Below are 15,161 nucleotides of genomic sequence, written 5' to 3' on the forward strand. Positions count from 1 at the left end.
TCGGCGTTCACCGTCCGGTCGATCTGCGCGGCTACTGTTCCGGCGATACCGGCACCCGGCCGGTGCTCGGGGGGTCCGCGTGAATGACGACGCCGGCCGCGCGACCCCGTGGCCCTCGATTCTCGCCGCGGTCGTGGCGGTGGCGCTCGTCGCCATCGCCCTCGTGCTGTACGCCTCGTCGCAGGCGAGCAGTCGCGAACGGCCGCTGAGCGAGCGCACCTCCGTCGGGGCGCCGGCGGTGGCCGGCGTGGAGGCTGGGGCGGAGGCTCCCGTGGGAGTCGGAGGGGAAGCTGCGGCGGCGCTGCCCGCGGCACCGCGCCCGCCCGTCATCGCCGCCGACCCCGTCTGGACGGCGCGGACCGCCGCGGTCGCCGGCATCCCCGAGCGTGCCCTGCGCGCGTACGCCTCGGCGGCGCTGACGATCCAGGCCGAACAGCCCGCGTGCGGGATCGGGTGGAACACGCTCGCCGGGATCGGCGCGATCGAGTCCGCGCACGGCACCCATTCCGGCGGGAGCCTGGACGACGCCGGCTACCCCCGCCCCGCGATCCGCGGCATTCCGCTCGACGGCAGCGCGAGCGCGCAGATCTCCGACACCGACGGGGGAGTCTGGGACGGGGATGCCACGTGGGATCGCGCCGTGGGCCCCCTGCAGTTCATCCCCGCGACGTGGGAGCGCTGGGGCGCCGACGGCAACGGCGACGGAGCCGCCGACCCGAACCAGATCGACGACGCCGCCCTCGCGGCCGCGCGGTACCTGTGCGCCGCGGGCGAAATGACGAGCGCTCCCGGGTGGCGCCGCGCGATCTTCTCCTACAACCACCTCGACAGCTACGTCGACGACGTCGCCGCCGCCGCGAACGCGTACGCCGCTCGCGCCGCGGGCTGAGCGGCGCTCAGCCGCCGATCACGACGTTCAGCGGTTCTTCGCCCGCGCGCATCCGATCGATCTGGCGCCGCACGAGGCGAGCGATGCGCGGGCGCATGGCGCCGGTCGAGCCGCCGACGTGCGGGGCGATGAGCACGCCCTCCAGGGTCCAGAGCGGGTGCTCGGTCGGGAGTGGTTCGGGGTCGGTCACGTCGAGCGCTGCCCGCAGACGCCCGCGCCGCACGTGGTCGACGAGGGCGTCGGTGTCGATGAGCGGGCCCCGGCCGACGTTCACGACCAGCGCGCCGTCGGGGAGGGCGGAGAGCATCTCGTCATCGAGCAGGTGACGCGTCGCGTCGCCGCCGGGGAGCGACGCGATCAGCACGTCGGTCCGGGCGAGCACCTCGGGCAGATCGCCGAGCGGGAGCACCTCGACGTCATCCTGCAGGCGGCCGTGCGAGGCGACCGCGCGCAGCTCGACCTCGAAGGGCTTCAGCCGCGCCGCGATCGCGCGGCCCACGCCCCCGAAACCGAGCAGGGTCACGCGCGCGTCGGCGAGTCCCGGCATCCACTGCCCCTTCCACTCACGGCGGTCCTGCGCGCGTACGAAGGTGGGCAGCGCGCGCTGGGCGGCGAGGGCGAGGGCGACAGCGAGCTCTGAGGTCGCGGTTTCGTGCACGCTCGAGGCGTTCGCGAAGACGATGCCGTCGGGCAGGCGGCCGTCGACGTTGTCGTAGCCGATCGACTGGCTCTGCACGAGGCGGGTGGTGACCTCCGACAGCCGGGCGATCACGCGGTCCATCGACAGGTACGGGGGCACGACGATGTCGATGTGCGGGCGCGGGGCGGGCTCTTTCATGTCCCACACCAGCACGTCGACGCCGTCGGGGAGGGGGAGCAGATCGTCGCGCAGCTCCGCGGTCGGAACGGACACGACCAGGGGGGTCTCGAAAGTCACGCGACCCACGCTACCTCCGTGCCCTCCGGCTCGGGCCGTCGCCCGACGTGCACCCCGACCGGCACGTCGTAGGCGAGGTACTCCGCGAGCAGCGTCTCCGCGTCGCGCGCGAACAGCCGCCGCGACAGGGCGGCGGCGAGCTGGGTCGCGCCCCCCACGAGGCCGGGGATCTGATGGCTCAGCATTCCCTGGCTCAGCCGCGCGCCGTGGTTGAACAGGTGGACGCGCGACATCGCCGACGCGTCGGGCGCGGTACGGCTGACGAGCCCGAAATCGTCGTCGAGGTACGGGAAGGCCGCGAGCCCGGGGTTCTGCGCCACCTGCTCCGGGGTCAGACGGTCGCTCCACACCGTGGCATCCGCGGCGAAGGCGGCCAGCTCCGGACGCCGCGCGAGGTCGGCGACGATCCCCGTCGCGGCGAGGACGACGTCGTATCGATGGATGCCATGCGGCGTCGTCACGACGATCTCGGTGCCGTCCCACTCCACGTGCTGCCACGGCGAGGAGGTGAGGAACCGGAAGCCGTCGAAGGCGTGCGCGCGCCAGATCGCGTTCTGGGTCGCGGGCTGATCCACGGCCGAGAGGTGGACGTTGAACGCCCACTTCTGGGCGTCGGTGAAGGAGCCGTAGTTCTCGATGAGCCCCGCGAACTCCATCCACCGGTACGGGCTCACCTGCGGCATGGCGGGCCGGCGCATGTGCACGTCGACCGCGGCCGCGCCGTGCTCCAGCGCGGTCGCGGCGTTGTCGAAGGCGCCCGTGCCCGCCCCGAGGATCCCGACGCGCGCGCCGGCGAGCACGCCGAAGTCGAGGGGGTCGTGGGTGTGGTGGACGCGGTCGCGGGGGAGCCCGTCCAACAGGGCGGGGATGTGCCGGCCGCCCGCCCCCTCGATGCCGGTGGCGAGCACGACGTGCCGAGCCGGAAGGATCCAGCTCCCGTCCGGCCCGTTCAGCGCCACCCGGAGCGGGCCGTCGGGGCTCGTCGGAGTGATCGCGGACACGGTGGTCGACCCGATCACCGCGATGCCGGCGACCTCGCGGTACCACCGGAGGAACCCCTGCCACGCGACGGTCGGGAAGTACTCGATCCCATGCCACGCGGCCTCGCCGTACACGGCTTCGAACCACGCCCGAGGACTCGCGGCCGGTACGCCCCACGTCGGCCACGCGATGTCTTTCGGCGTCCGCAGCGTGTGCATGCGCGCGTAGGTCGTCCACGGCCCCGTCGCGTCGGCGGGTGCGGCGTCGAGGACGACGACGTCGTCGATCCCGCGACGGCGCAGACCCCGAGCCAGCACGAGACCGGCCTGGCCGGCGCCGACGATCACGACCGGGTGCTCGCCGTCACGCTCGCCGACCCAGGGCCGGCCGTCGCCCGCGCTCAGTTCTTCCTGGTGCGCCGCCGCGCGCTCGAGCGCGGCAAGGCGGGTGCCGGCGTCGGGAAGCGGCGTGGGCCCGCTCATGGTGCGTCGATCACGACACGAACGCCGTGCGCCTCGTCGAGGCGGAAATTGTGGTGGTCGACGACGTTGGTGTCGTCGAGCTCCAGGTTGACGAAGTCCATGTGCGGTTCGGCGAAGAAGGGGCCGGCGTGCCAGGTGCCCTTGAGCATCGTGATCGCGGTGCGGGGCGGAATGCGGAATGCCCGCAGGTCGTCGAGAGTCGGCGCCGAGACGGTCGGCGGGGCCACCGCGATCGTCCACTCGACGTCGCCGACGGCCATGAGCGTCTGCGTCGTGTCGAGGTGCTGGGTGACCCGGGTGAACTCGGGATGCTTGTCGTCGAGCGCCATCAGGTAGAAGCGCGGGATGCCGCCCGACACGTCGAGCACGGCCTCTTCCGACGTGAACGGGGTGCCGTCGGCCAGCGGGGTGAGGACCACGCCGAACGGGGCGAAGCCCTCGGCGGTGACGGTCTCGGCGGTCAGGTGATGCGTGGCGAGGGAGTCGGTCATGTCCGAGAACCTACGCGCGCCTGGCACGGCAGGGAATCACTTGTCTGACATGTTCACTCCGCGGTTACAGGTTCGAAACGCCTCGCTCGTGCCGGACCCGGCGGATGAGGGCGTTGCGCAGACCCGTCGGGGCCGACACCTGCACCTCGCGCGACCAGTACCCGACGTCGTCGCCGGTGCCGTAACCGCAGTACGTCATTTCGACCACCGGGGTCCCGGCAGCGGTCGACAGCAGCGCCGCACGCTCGGCATCCAGTCCCACCGCATCGACCCACAGGGTCTCCCACGCCACCCGGATGCCATTGGCTTCCTCGGCCAGCTCGAACACCGGCCGCCGCGGGTCGAGGTCGACGTCGCGGGCGAGGGGGATCAGATCCTCGGCGAGGGCGTACGGCGCGCCGTCGACCCGCCACATCTTGACCGTGCGCAGCACGCGGGTGCCGTCGGGCAGGTCGTCGAACCGCTCCGGATCGCCCCCGCGCAGGACGCGGACATCGGATTCCGCCAGCTCGAGGCGCGGCTCGTACCCGGCGGAGCGGATCGAGAGCGAATGATCGAACTGCTCGTCGATCCGGCGACCCACGTCGGGCAGGCGCCGATTCGGTGTGGTGCGGGTGCCCTGCGTGCGGTGCACGTAACCCCGCTCCTCGAGTCGGACGAGCGCTTCGCGGACGGAGGCTCGGCTGGCCCCGGTCAATTCCGCCAGCCGCGGCTCCGAGGGCAGCGTCTCCAGGTCGCCGCTCCACAGGGCCAGGATCCGGTCGATGACGGCATCCTGATCGTTCGCGCTCATGGGCCCCCGTTCGCGTCGGTCGCCGCCGGGTTACTCCGTCGGGTGCTGCAGCACCTCGACCGCTTCCTCCCGGCTCGACACCCCCAGCTTGCCGTAGATCGAGCGCACCTGCGATTTGACCGTGTTCAAGGAAACACTGCGCGTCCGAGCGATTTCGGCCAAACCCAGGTGAGACGTCAGCAGGTGGGCGAGTTCGCGCTCGGTGCTCGTGAGGGCTGTGAGGGCGGTGGACCCGGTGGCGCGCGCGGCGATCCCGGGGAGCATCTGGCGCATCGCCGTGATCGTCGGGACGAGGTCGGGGTTGTGTGCCGCGACCAGATCGAGCAGTCGATCGGTGTCAGTGAGCGGGATCATGAGGAACGGCGTGACCGACCCGCCCGTGCGCTGGATGAGCAGGATGGCCGATTCCATGCTCTGAACCGCGCGCTTCTGGCTACCCAGCCGGAGGAACGCCACGGCGCGGCGGGTCAAGAGCGGCGTGAGGGTGCGCAGGCAGTGTTCGTCGTAGAGGGCGACGCAGGCGTTGGTCGTCTCGATGACCTCGCGCTCGCGGCCCATCTGCAGAAGGGTCGCGGCTCGCTGCATGGGGAAACACACGGCGTGGCCCGGGTGGGTGACGGCCTGGGAGAGCACGGCCAGAGCCTCGTCGTACTGACCCTGCGAGGTGAGCATGTCGGCGTGGAGCCCCAGGAGCAGCTCCCGCACGATACGGAAGCTGCGCGCCCGGCCCGAGCTGTGCATGAGTTGCCAGGTCTTCGCGAGGCCCTCGGTGGTGTCGCGGTCGATGAAGTAGGTCGTGACCCGGATCATGCTCGCGCTGTAGTTCCAGTACGGGTCGTCGGGCTGCGTCGCGTCGAGCTCGTCGGCAATCGCTCGCATCTGGGCCGTGTCGGCGTGACTTACGGCGACGAGACCGTCGCCCAGGAGGAGACAGTGCGACATGTCGACGCGCTTCCATCCCTGGTCGTCGAAGATCCGACGCGCTTCGGCGATGGCTGCGGCCGCGGCGGGGTATTCCGCATTGAGGCCGAGGCTCAGCGCCTGGACGCTCAGCGCCCGGAACCGCTGCGCGGGCGTCTCTGCGAACAGCAGGGATTCGAAGGCGTAGTGAGCGCCGATCTGCGGCCAACCGACGGCCGCGCAGTACTCGGCGACAGCGGCGAAGAGACTCGACCTCGCCGGGCCCGAGAGGGCCGAGGGGCGCACCAGCCGCCCGGTGGCGAAGTACCGCGAGATCAGCTCGATGCCGTCCCCCAGTGCGTCGTGCCGCGCCCGCGCGACCAGCATCGCCGAGAGGAGCGACGCGCGGGTGTCGGTCCACACCAGCGGTGGTGCACCGGGGTCTGGCTCGGCCAGGAGCGACAGGTGCCGCGCGAGCGGCTGCCCGTGTCCGGGCTCCAGTCGCAAGAATGTGTGTGCAGCTGCGGCGCGGAGGACCGCGCCGGATTCGCTCGGTCGATCGGAATCGCTCATGTGACCTCCGCCAGACGAGCGCTGCCCCGTGCCGTGTTGCGCACACGCGGTCGCGTCGTAAATGCCAGACACCCTGGACGGGCGGTCGAGCGCGCTTCGGGTTCGCGAACGGCCGCTGGAGCCGCCTGCCCCGGGAAGCGGTTCCAGTTGCGAGGATACGCCAAATGGCGCGAATTCGTCTTGGCATTCCGCGCAGATCGCGCGGTGAGCGGAGGGCTCGGATCAGGCGGTCGCGGCCACGACGGCCGAGATCGCCGAGGTGAAGAAGCCGAGCCCGTCGACACCCGAGCGCATTGCGGCGGGAGTGCCCGGGCCGAAGCCGGGTTCGACGGCGTGCTCGGGGTGTGGCATGAGGCCGACCACGTTGCCGCGCTCGTTGGTGAGCCCGGCGATGTCGTCGAGCGAGCCGTTGGGATTCACCCCGAGGTAGCGGAAGGTCACGAGGCCCTCACCGTTCACGCGCGCCAGGGTCTCGGCATCCGCGATGTACCCGCCGTCGGCGTTCTTGAGCGGGATGACGATCTCGTCGCCCTCAGTGAAGTCGCTGGTCCACGCGGTCGCGGCGTTCTCGACGCGGAGCCGCTGGTCGCGGCGGATGAACTGCTGGTGAGCGTTGCGGATGAGCCCGCCGGGCAGCAGGTGCGCCTCGACGAGCATCTGGAAGCCGTTGCAGATGCCCAGCACGGGCATGCCCTTCGCCGCGGCGTCTTTGACCTCGGACATGATCGGCGCGAACGCGGCGATCGCGCCGGCGCGCAGGTAGTCGCCGTAGCTGAAGCCGCCGGGGAGCACGAGGGCGTCGACGCCCTGCAGGTCATGGTCGCCGTGCCAGAGGGCGACCGGCTCGGCACCGGCGAGACGGATCGCGCGCTGGGCGTCGCGGTCGTCGAGCGAACCGGGGAACGTGATGACCCCGATGCGAGCGGTCACTCCACGACCTCGATGTTCACCACGTCTTCGATGACCGCGTTCGAGAGCATCTCGTCGGCGATCTCACGGGCACGGGCGAGGGTGGCCTCGTCGACGTCGCCCTCGACGGTGAGCTCGAAGCGCTTGCCGATGCGCACGTCGGAGAACCGGCTTTCGCCCAGACGCGACAGGGCTCCGGCGACCGCCTTTCCCTGCGGGTCGAGAAGCTCGGCCTTGGGCATGACGTCGACGACGATGGTGGGCATTCCAGCTCCAGGTGTCGGAAGGGCAGTGGATGCCATTCTACGGGGCGCGCGGCTTCACGCCGGTCTCAGGGCGGGGCTCACGCGTCGCCGCGCGCGGCCCGCTCGACGCCTCGTGACGGCGAACGTAGGGTGGCCGCGTGGAAATTCTGCGGATGCCGCTGAGCGGCGACGTCATCCGGTCCATCGTTGCGTCGGCTCGCACCCGCACGGAGTACTTCTCGGTGATCTTCGACGCGGGGGTCGTGACACGTCACCGCGCAGCGAGGGGACGTGCCGGGGTCCGTGCTCGGAGAGAGGGCGTTCCGCGGCATGTCCGATGAGGCGATCACGATCTGGGACGCCGTCCTGCCCGCGCATGCTCAAGCCGATCCCGTCGCATGGTTCGACGGCAACGAGCTACGTGATCCGCCGCCGCCCGTCCGGACGGACGCGACGTACCTCGACGGGCTGTCGGATGCCGAGTTCTGGCCGGTGATCGATTCGCTCGGCGGCCGGCTGTGGGCCCGGACTCTCGATGCGGCGGTTCAGCGACTGGCAGCCTTCCCCGAGGACGTCATCCTGCGATGGGCGCAGACGGCAGGGGAGAAGGCGGTCGCCGTCGCGGACGCGTTGGAGCGCGCCGGCGTCGCCCCGTCGTGGCAGCTCAGCGCGATCGGTGCGGTTCTGGGAAAGGGGCAGCGGGCGTACGACGCGGTTCTCGCGCAACCAGAGGTGTTCGAGCATGACTGGATGACGGACAACTCGCCGCAGGTCATCTGGCTGGCCGCCCACGCCCTCACGCGCAAGACCGGTCGAAACGTCCACATCGTGACGGCGTTCACGGCGCGACAACGCGAGATCGACGCCGCAGAGGTTGAGGAGGTGGCGGCGTATCAGCGCGAGAACGGTATCGAGCCCGGACCCCGAGAGCCTGGTTTCCGCGCCGCGCGCGCGGTGGTCGAGGCGTCGGGAGTCCTGAGGGAGCGGATCGTCCTCGTGCCGGACGGATCGGCCATGGACCAGGTGGCGCTCGTCGCGCTGGCCGCCGACGGCGGTGCCGTGATTGCCGGACCGGAGTTTTCGAACCTGCAGGGCATCGGGCTTTGGGGCGGCGACGCCTTCGTCATTAAGAGGCGCACGAGCCTCGCTCTCGACGAGTACGTGCGGCGCTACGCGACACTTCCCGGGCGCTGACGCGCCCGCTAGACCGCCCGGCGCGACGCCGCGACGGGGGCGCCTCCGGGAAGGCGTGCGACAGGCATTCCTCGTCGCGTGGGAGCGCTCTCTTGACAGCGTGGGAGCGATCCCATAACGTCGATCGCGATCGGTGAGAGCGCTCCCACGGTTCAGAGGTCGAGGGGGCGACACGCACAGAAGCGCACCGATTTTGCCCACCACGAAGGAGTGTCCAGTGAAATCACGTGCCCTGCGCCGTGCCGCCGTCGTCGCGGCCGTCGCCTCCACCTCCGCCCTCGTCCTCGCCGGATGCTCCGGCGGCGGGGGCTCCGCCTCCGGCGGAACCGACGGCGAGATCACCCTCACCATCGCGACGTTCAACGACTTCGGTTACACCGATGCGCTCCTCCAGGAGTACATGGATGCGCACCCGAACGTGACGATCGTCCACAACAAGGCGGCGACCAGCAACGAGGCCCGCGAGAACTACTTCCAGAAGCTCGGCAAGACCGGCCTCGCCGACATCGAGGCGATCGAGGTCGACTGGCTGCCCGAGGTCATGGAGTACGCCGACCTTCTCGCGCCCGTGCCCGAGGACCTCACGAGCCGCTGGCTCGACTACAAGGTCACCGCCGCCACCAGCCCCGAGGGCAACCTCGTCGGCTACGGCACCGACATCGGCCCCGAGGGCGTCTGCTACCGCTCCGACCTCTTCGCGGCCGCGGGCCTCCCGACCGATCGCGCCGAGGTCGCTGCGCTCCTCGAGGGCGATTGGTCGACCTACTTCTCGGTCGGCGACCAGTACGTCGCCGCGACCGGCAAGGCCTTCTTCGACTCCGCCGGCGGCACCTACCAGGGCGCGATCAACCAGGTCGAAGCCGCCTACGAAGACCCCGACAACGGGGAGATCATCGCCACCGAGAACCCCGAGGTCAAGAAGATCTACGACCAGGTGCTCTCGGCCAGCGCGACGCAGTCGGCGCACCTCGGACAGTGGTCGGACGACTGGTTCGCCGGCCTCTCCAACGGCGCCTTCGCCACCATGCTCTGCCCCGGGTGGATGCTCGGCGTCATCGAGGGCAACGCCCCCGAGGTCACGGGCTGGGACATCGCCAACGTCTTCCCCGGCGGTGCGGGTAACTGGGGCGGGTCGTACCTGACCGTCCCCGCCAACGGCGCGAACGTCGAGGCCGCTCAGGAACTGGCCGACTGGCTGACCGACCCTGAGACGCAGGTCAAGGCCTTCGAGAACGCGGGGACGTTCCCGAGCCAGACCGAGGCGCTGGAGGCCGATGCCCTCCTCAGCAACACGAACGCGTACTTCAACGACGCGCCCGTCGGCGAGATCCTCTCCGAGCGCGCGCAGGCCGTGAAGGTGTCGCCGTACAAGGGCGCCTTCTACTTCCAGATCAACGACGCCATGCAGAAGGCGCTGACGCGCGTCGAAGACGGTACCCAGGATGCCTCGTCCTCGTGGCAGCAGTGGGCAACCGAGGTAGAGGCCCTGTCTTAACCCCCCTTCCCCCCTTTTCCTCGCGCGTGAGGGGTCAAGAACTGTCGCCTGCGTTCGTCGCAGGCGACAGATTCTGACCCCTCACGCGTGAGGACCCTGAGGAGACAGAACGTGACCAGCACACTCGAGCGGCCCACACGGTCCGCGACGCCCGGGGCGCGCGAGCCCCGGCGCGTGGGCTTCAGCCGACGCCGCAGCGCGTGGGACCTGAAGTTCTCGCCCTACCTCTACATCTCGCCGTTCTTCATTCTGTTCGCGATCACGGGTCTCTTCCCCATCGCGTACACCGCCGTGATCTCGTTCATGGACTGGGATCTCGTGCGAAACTCGGGCGAGTTCATCGGCTTCGACCAGTACGCGTGGGTGCTCAGCCAGCCCAAGTTCTGGATCGCGCTGCGCAACACCTTCAGCATCTTCCTGCTCTCCAGCGTCCCGCAGCTGATCCTCGCGATCTTCATCGCCGCGATGCTCGATCAGAACATCCGCGCCAAGACCTTCTGGCGCATGAGCGTGCTGGTGCCCTACGTCATGGCGCCGGTGGCCGTGGCCCTCATCTTCAGCAACATGTTCGGCGACCAGTACGGCGTGGTGAACACCACGCTGCAGAACCTGGGCCTGCCCGCCGTGCCGTGGCACTCCGACGCCTTCGCCAGCCACATCGCGATCGCCACGATGGTGAACTTCCGGTGGACCGGCTACAACACCCTCATCCTGCTGGCGGCGATGCAGGCCGTGCCCCGCGAGTACTACGAGGCCGCGACCGTCGACGGCGCCGGCAAGGTGCGGCAGTTCTTCTCCATCACCCTTCCGAGCCTCAAACCGACGCTGATCTTCGTGATCATCACCTCGACCATCGGCGGGCTGCAGATCTTTGACGAGCCGCGCATGTACGACCAGTACGGCACCGGCGGCGCCGACAACCAGTGGCTCACCGTCACGCTCTGGCTCTACAACGTCGGCTGGGGGGAGTGGAACTTCGGCCGTGCGGCGGCGCTCGCGTGGATCCTGTTCCTCATCATCCTGGCTATCGGCGTGATCAACCTGTTCATCACACGCTCCCTCGTCCGCGACGAAGGGCGGCGCGACGCGCGGTCCCGGCGCGAGATGCGCGCCCAGGCGCGGGCCGCGAAGGCGCGTCTCGCACGAGAGGAGGCGGGCCGATGAGTTCCGTCAACGCCATCCCTGTGTCGGTCGTCGACCCGGATCTGCCCCCGAAGCCCCGCCGGCGCGCGCGGCCCGTCCGCGGCTCGCGCCCCGGCTGGATCGTCTACGCCACCCTCGGCGCGGTGCTCCTGGCGAGCCTGTTCCCCTTCTACTGGTCGCTCCTCATCGGATCGGGCGACTCGTCCACGATCCGCGACGCCAACCGGTCGTGGATCCCCGGGGGCAACTTCTTCGCCAACGCCGCCGCCGTCATGGGCGATCCCGCGGTGAACTTCTGGCCGGCGCTGGTGAACTCGATCATCAGCTCCGGATTGATCGCGGCATCCGTCGTGTTCTTCTCCACGCTCGCGGGCTGGGCGTTCGCGAAGCTGAAGTTCCGCGGCGGCCCGTGGCTGCTGGTCTTCGTCGTCGCGACGATGGCCGTGCCCACGCAGCTGGGCGTCGTGCCGCTGTACATCCTGTTCAGCGAGCTCGGCTGGACCGGCCAGCTGGGGGCCATCATCATCCCCGCCCTCACGAGCGCGTTCGGGGTGTTCTGGATGACGCAGTACCTGCGCCAGGCCGTGCCCGACGAGCTCATCGAGGCCGCGCGCGTCGACGGGGCCAGCTCCTTCCGCACGTTCCTCACCGTGGGCGTCCCGGCTGCGCGACCGGCCGCGGCGATGCTGGCCCTCTTCACGTTCGTCAGCGCCTGGAACAACTTCTTCTGGCCGTTCATCGTGCTCGACCGTCAGAACCCCACGCTGCCGGTCGCGCTGTCGCTGCTGCAGTCCAACTACTTCGTCGACTACTCGATCGTGCTCGCGGGCGTGCTGCTGTCGACGATCCCGCTGCTGCTGCTGTTCGTCTTCGCCGGCAAGCAGCTGGTCAGTGGCATCATGCAAGGGGCGGTCAAGGGATGACGCTTGCGCCCACGGAAGGAACCCGATCCATGTCCCCCACCCGAGCCTTTCCCCAGGGCTTCCTGTTCGGCGCGGCCACGGCCGCCTTCCAGATCGAAGGCGCCGCGTTCGAGGACGGCCGCACGGCCTCCATCTGGGACACCTTCAGCCGCGTGCCCGACGCCGTCATCAACGGTGACACCGGCGACGTCGCCTGCGACCACTACCACCGCTACGGCGACGACGTGCAGCTGATGAAGCGCCTGGGCCTGCAGACCTACCGGTTCTCGACCTCGTGGTCGCGCGTGCGTCCCGACGGCGGTGCGCTCAACGCGAAGGGCGTCGACTTCTACAAGCGTCTCGTCGACGAGCTCTTGGATGCCGGCATCCTCCCGTGGCTGACCCTGTACCACTGGGATCTCCCGCAGGCTCTGCAGGACCGCGGCGGGTGGACCGTACGGGAGACGAGCGACCTCTTCACCGAGTACGCGCTCGACATGCACGACGCCCTCGGCGACCGCGTGAACGTGTGGACGACGCTGAACGAGCCGTGGTGCTCGTCGTTCCTCAGCTACACCGCCGGTGCGCACGCGCCCGGTCACTCCTCGCAGGCCGAGGGCATGCTGGCCGCCCATCACCTGCTGCTCGGCCACGGGCAGACGGTGCGCGAGCTGCGCTCCCGCGACGCCTCGCTCAACCTGGGGCTCACGCTCAACCTGACGGTGGCGGATGCCGTCGACCCGGCGAACTCCGCCGACCGCGACGCCGCGCGGCGCGTCGACGGCCAGTTCAACCGTTGGTTCCTCGACCCCGTCTTCCGCGGCTCCTACCCGGCCGACATCGTCGAGGACTTCCGCGCGGTCGACGCCGAGGCCGTCTCGCGCTGGCAGGAGGCCGTTCGGCCCGGCGACCTCGAGACGATCGCGACCCCCATCGACACCCTCGGCGTGAACTACTACCACGGCGAGTTCGTCGGCGGCACCCCGCCCCTGGTGAACCCGCCGGGCGGCGACGCCCCCACCGCCCGACCGATCTCGTCGCCGTTCCCCTCGCACGAGAACCTGTTCTGGCACGACCGGAGCCTCCCCCGCACGACGATGGGCTGGGAGGTGCAGCCCGAGGGGCTCACCCGCCTGCTGGAGCGCGTCAGCGACGAGTACTCGGCCGAGGCCGGCGTCGCGCTGTACGTCACCGAGAACGGCGCCGCTTACGACGACGTCCCGGTCGTGGAGGGCGAAGAGACGCGCGTGCACGACACCGAGCGGGTGGAGTTCGTCGAGGCGCACCTCGCCGCCATCCTCGACGCGGTCGACAAGGGCATCGATGTGCGCGGCTACTTCTACTGGTCGCTGATGGACAACTTCGAGTGGGCCTGGGGCTACGAGAAGCGCTTCGGCATCGTCTACGTGGATTACGCGACGCAGGAGCGGACGGTGAAGGACTCGGGGCGGCAGTACGCTCGCATCATCGCCGAGCGAGCGCTGGCAGCGGCCCCCGCGCAGTAAACCGTCGCTCGGGAGAGGAGAGCGATGGAACTCACGCCGGTGCGCGGTTCCGCGACCATCGAGGAGGTCGCCGCGCGAGCAGGTGTGTCCCGCTCCACGGTTTCTCGGGTGGTCAACGGCTCGACCTCTGTGTCTCCCGCCGCGCTCGCGGCCGTCCAGCGCGCGATCGAGGAGCTGCAGTACGTCCCCAACCGGGCCGCCCGCTCGCTCGCGAGCCGGCAGACGCGGGCGATCGCCCTCGTCATTCCCGAAGACACCGACCGGTTCTTCGGCGACCCGTTCTTCGGATCGATCGTCGCCGGGATCAGCGATGTGATCGGTGAGTCCGATTACGTCATGAACATGCTCATCGCCAGCGACGACGCCAGCGCGAAGGCACTCGGTTACCTCCGCAGCGGCAGCGTCGACGGGGCGATCGTGGCGTCCCACCACACGAGCGACACGTTCATCGACCGTCTCGGCGATGCGGTGCCCGTCGTCTACGGCGGACGCCCCGCACGGGTCCGCCCCACCGACCACTTCGTCGACGTCGACAACGTGCGGGGTGGCCGGGATGCCACGGCCTACCTGCTCGACCGGGGGCATCGGCGCCTCGCCACCATCGCCGGTCCCGCCGACATGCCCGCCGGCATCGACCGCCTGCAGGGGTTCCGCGAGGCACTGGCTGACGCCGGGCTCGAGCCGGTGGCCGTGGAAGACGGCGACTTCACCGAGGCCGGGGGCGCTGCGGCGATGCGGCGGATTCTGGCATCCGGAGATCTTCCCGAGGCGCTGTTCGTGGCGAGCGACCTCATGGCGCGGGGCGCGTACACCGCGCTGCGCGAGCACGGTCATCAGCCCGGGCGCGACGTCGCGATCATCGGCTTCGACGACTCCGCGGTCGCGACCTCGCTCGTGCCCGCGCTCACGACGGTGCGCCAGCCCTCGCACGACCAGGGTCGTCAGATGGCGACCATGCTGCTCGACGTGCTCGCCGGGCGGGCGACCGCGCACACCGCCATCCTTCCGACGGAGATCATCGAGCGCGCCTCGGCGTGACCGACGGGGCGGCTCCGGCTCCCGGGCGCTAGCCTGAGCGCTATCGAGCGCGCGGACCACCCGGTCCGCCGGTGTGGAGAGGGTCGATCATGCGTCGGAGCAGAGGCGTTGTCGCCGGGGCGATTCTGATGGCGATCGTCGGTCTCGCCGGCTGTGTCCCCGACGAGGTGACACCGGTGGCGTCGTCGACCCCCACCCCGTCGGTCACCGTCGTCACCCCGAGCGAGACGCCCCGTCCGTCGGCCACGGCCACATCGGCGAGTGCGGCCGCGAACATCCCGGCATCCTGCGACGATCTGGGCACCGCCACGAGCCGTGACGAGACCGTGGGGGCCCTCACCGCCCAGCACGCCGACGGCTTCGTCCGCCCCGCACCCGCGGACGCCACAACCGTTCTGTCGTGCAACTGGATCCAGGAAGAAGCCGCCGCGGTGCTGCTGATCGTCAGCACCGCGAGCGACGCCGACGTGGCGCAGGGCCTGGAGTCCCTGGCATCCGAGGGGTATCAGTGCCAGGCCGCCCAGGACTTCGGGGTGCAGTACTGCACCCGACCCTCTGACACCGTGACCAACGAAGACGTCGTGGTCGCCCGCGACGACGTGTGGGTCTACCTCGAGACCGTCAACGTCAACGCCCGCGGCTGGCTCTCCGACATCACCGCGCAGATCTTCGGCTGATCGCGCC

15 protein-coding genes are annotated in these 15,161 nt (G+C 70.2%); 8 read left to right on the plus strand and 7 right to left on the minus strand.

All coding sequences use genetic code 11. The features are described from left to right. Positions 1-79: 79 nt before the first annotated feature. Positions 80-889: a lytic transglycosylase domain-containing protein gene (locus tag ACU6WY_RS00925; protein WP_483820614.1), complete on the plus strand. Its 810-nt coding sequence runs from the start codon at positions 80-82 to the stop codon at positions 887-889. Between the two features lie 7 nt (positions 890-896). Here ACU6WY_RS00925 and ACU6WY_RS00930 read toward each other — a convergent pair whose 3' ends face one another. The 7 genes from ACU6WY_RS00930 to purS all read right to left on the minus strand — a co-directional run bounded on the left by ACU6WY_RS00930 (position 897) and on the right by purS (position 7,221). Continuing rightward, a complete protein-coding gene (locus ACU6WY_RS00930) occupies positions 897-1,826 on the minus strand; it encodes a 2-hydroxyacid dehydrogenase (protein ID WP_483820615.1) in 930 nt (309 codons plus the stop codon). After that, a complete protein-coding gene (locus ACU6WY_RS00935; protein WP_483820616.1) occupies positions 1,823-3,289 on the minus strand; it encodes an FAD-dependent oxidoreductase in 1,467 nt (488 codons plus the stop codon). The genes ACU6WY_RS00930 and ACU6WY_RS00935 overlap by 4 nt, the downstream gene beginning before the upstream one ends. Beyond that, positions 3,286-3,780, minus strand: a complete 495-nt coding sequence (locus ACU6WY_RS00940; protein WP_483820617.1) for an ureidoglycolate lyase — start codon at positions 3,778-3,780, stop codon at positions 3,286-3,288. Before ACU6WY_RS00940 ends, ACU6WY_RS00935 begins: the two co-directional genes overlap by 4 nt. A gap of 64 nt (positions 3,781-3,844) precedes the next feature. Further along, positions 3,845-4,573, minus strand: coding sequence for a GntR family transcriptional regulator (locus ACU6WY_RS00945; protein ID WP_483820618.1), 729 nt, complete (start codon positions 4,571-4,573; stop codon positions 3,845-3,847). A gap of 30 nt (positions 4,574-4,603) precedes the next feature. Further along, entirely contained in the window at positions 4,604-6,046 is a 1,443-nt protein-coding gene (locus tag ACU6WY_RS00950; RefSeq protein ID WP_483820619.1) for a response regulator transcription factor, read from the minus strand. A gap of 222 nt (positions 6,047-6,268) precedes the next feature. Beyond that, positions 6,269-6,976: a phosphoribosylformylglycinamidine synthase subunit PurQ gene (purQ, locus tag ACU6WY_RS00955; RefSeq protein WP_483820620.1), complete on the minus strand. Its 708-nt coding sequence runs from the start codon at positions 6,974-6,976 to the stop codon at positions 6,269-6,271. Next, complete coding sequence (gene purS, locus ACU6WY_RS00960; protein ID WP_483820621.1) at positions 6,973-7,221, minus strand: phosphoribosylformylglycinamidine synthase subunit PurS; 249 nt, start codon at positions 7,219-7,221, stop codon at positions 6,973-6,975. Before purS ends, purQ begins: the two co-directional genes overlap by 4 nt. 270 nt (positions 7,222-7,491) lie before the next feature. Here purS and ACU6WY_RS00965 point away from each other — a divergent pair, with 270 nt between their 5' ends. From ACU6WY_RS00965 to ACU6WY_RS00995, 7 genes are all read left to right on the plus strand, one after another. After that, positions 7,492-8,394, plus strand: a complete 903-nt coding sequence (locus tag ACU6WY_RS00965) for a hypothetical protein (RefSeq protein WP_483820622.1) — start codon at positions 7,492-7,494, stop codon at positions 8,392-8,394. A gap of 217 nt (positions 8,395-8,611) precedes the next feature. Then, the gene (locus ACU6WY_RS00970; RefSeq protein ID WP_483820623.1) at positions 8,612-9,889 is read left to right on the plus strand and encodes an ABC transporter substrate-binding protein; all 1,278 of its coding nucleotides are present in this window, start codon (positions 8,612-8,614) and stop codon (positions 9,887-9,889) included. A 111-nt stretch (positions 9,890-10,000) separates the two neighbouring features. Further along, a complete protein-coding gene (locus ACU6WY_RS00975; RefSeq protein ID WP_483820624.1) occupies positions 10,001-11,053 on the plus strand; it encodes a carbohydrate ABC transporter permease in 1,053 nt (350 codons plus the stop codon). Continuing rightward, the gene (locus ACU6WY_RS00980; protein WP_483820625.1) at positions 11,050-11,955 is read left to right on the plus strand and encodes a carbohydrate ABC transporter permease; all 906 of its coding nucleotides are present in this window, start codon (positions 11,050-11,052) and stop codon (positions 11,953-11,955) included. Before ACU6WY_RS00975 ends, ACU6WY_RS00980 begins: the two co-directional genes overlap by 4 nt. A 29-nt stretch (positions 11,956-11,984) precedes the next feature. Further along, positions 11,985-13,439: a glycoside hydrolase family 1 protein gene (locus tag ACU6WY_RS00985; RefSeq protein WP_483820626.1), complete on the plus strand. Its 1,455-nt coding sequence runs from the start codon at positions 11,985-11,987 to the stop codon at positions 13,437-13,439. A gap of 24 nt (positions 13,440-13,463) precedes the next feature. Beyond that, a complete protein-coding gene (locus ACU6WY_RS00990; RefSeq protein WP_483820627.1) occupies positions 13,464-14,477 on the plus strand; it encodes a LacI family DNA-binding transcriptional regulator in 1,014 nt (337 codons plus the stop codon). A gap of 89 nt (positions 14,478-14,566) precedes the next feature. Beyond that, positions 14,567-15,154 (plus strand): hypothetical protein, encoded by a 588-nt coding sequence (locus ACU6WY_RS00995; RefSeq protein ID WP_483820628.1) that lies wholly within the window; start codon positions 14,567-14,569, stop codon positions 15,152-15,154. The last annotated feature ends 7 nt before the right edge of the window (positions 15,155-15,161 follow it).

The sequence above is a fragment of the Microbacterium sp. ZW3a genome, from assembly GCF_057167165.1.

What these genes read in the sequence shown, in the direction of transcription:
- ACU6WY_RS00990 (WP_483820627.1), top strand. Translation starts at nt 13,464, where the DNA reads ATGGAACTCACGCCGGTGCGCGGTTCCGCGACCATCGAGGAGGTCGCC.
- ACU6WY_RS00985 (WP_483820626.1), top strand. Translation starts at nt 11,985, where the DNA reads ATGTCCCCCACCCGAGCCTTTCCCCAGGGCTTCCTGTTCGGCGCGGCC.
- ACU6WY_RS00945 (WP_483820618.1), bottom strand. Translation starts at nt 4,573, where the DNA reads ATGAGCGCGAACGATCAGGATGCCGTCATCGACCGGATCCTGGCCCTG.
- ACU6WY_RS00935 (WP_483820616.1), bottom strand. Translation starts at nt 3,289, where the DNA reads ATGAGCGGGCCCACGCCGCTTCCCGACGCCGGCACCCGCCTTGCCGCG.
- ACU6WY_RS00980 (WP_483820625.1), top strand. Translation starts at nt 11,050, where the DNA reads ATGAGTTCCGTCAACGCCATCCCTGTGTCGGTCGTCGACCCGGATCTG.
- ACU6WY_RS00995 (WP_483820628.1), top strand. Translation starts at nt 14,567, where the DNA reads ATGCGTCGGAGCAGAGGCGTTGTCGCCGGGGCGATTCTGATGGCGATC.
- ACU6WY_RS00950 (WP_483820619.1), bottom strand. Translation starts at nt 6,046, where the DNA reads ATGAGCGATTCCGATCGACCGAGCGAATCCGGCGCGGTCCTCCGCGCC.
- purS (WP_483820621.1), bottom strand. Translation starts at nt 7,221, where the DNA reads ATGCCCACCATCGTCGTCGACGTCATGCCCAAGGCCGAGCTTCTCGAC.
- ACU6WY_RS00940 (WP_483820617.1), bottom strand. Translation starts at nt 3,780, where the DNA reads ATGACCGACTCCCTCGCCACGCATCACCTGACCGCCGAGACCGTCACC.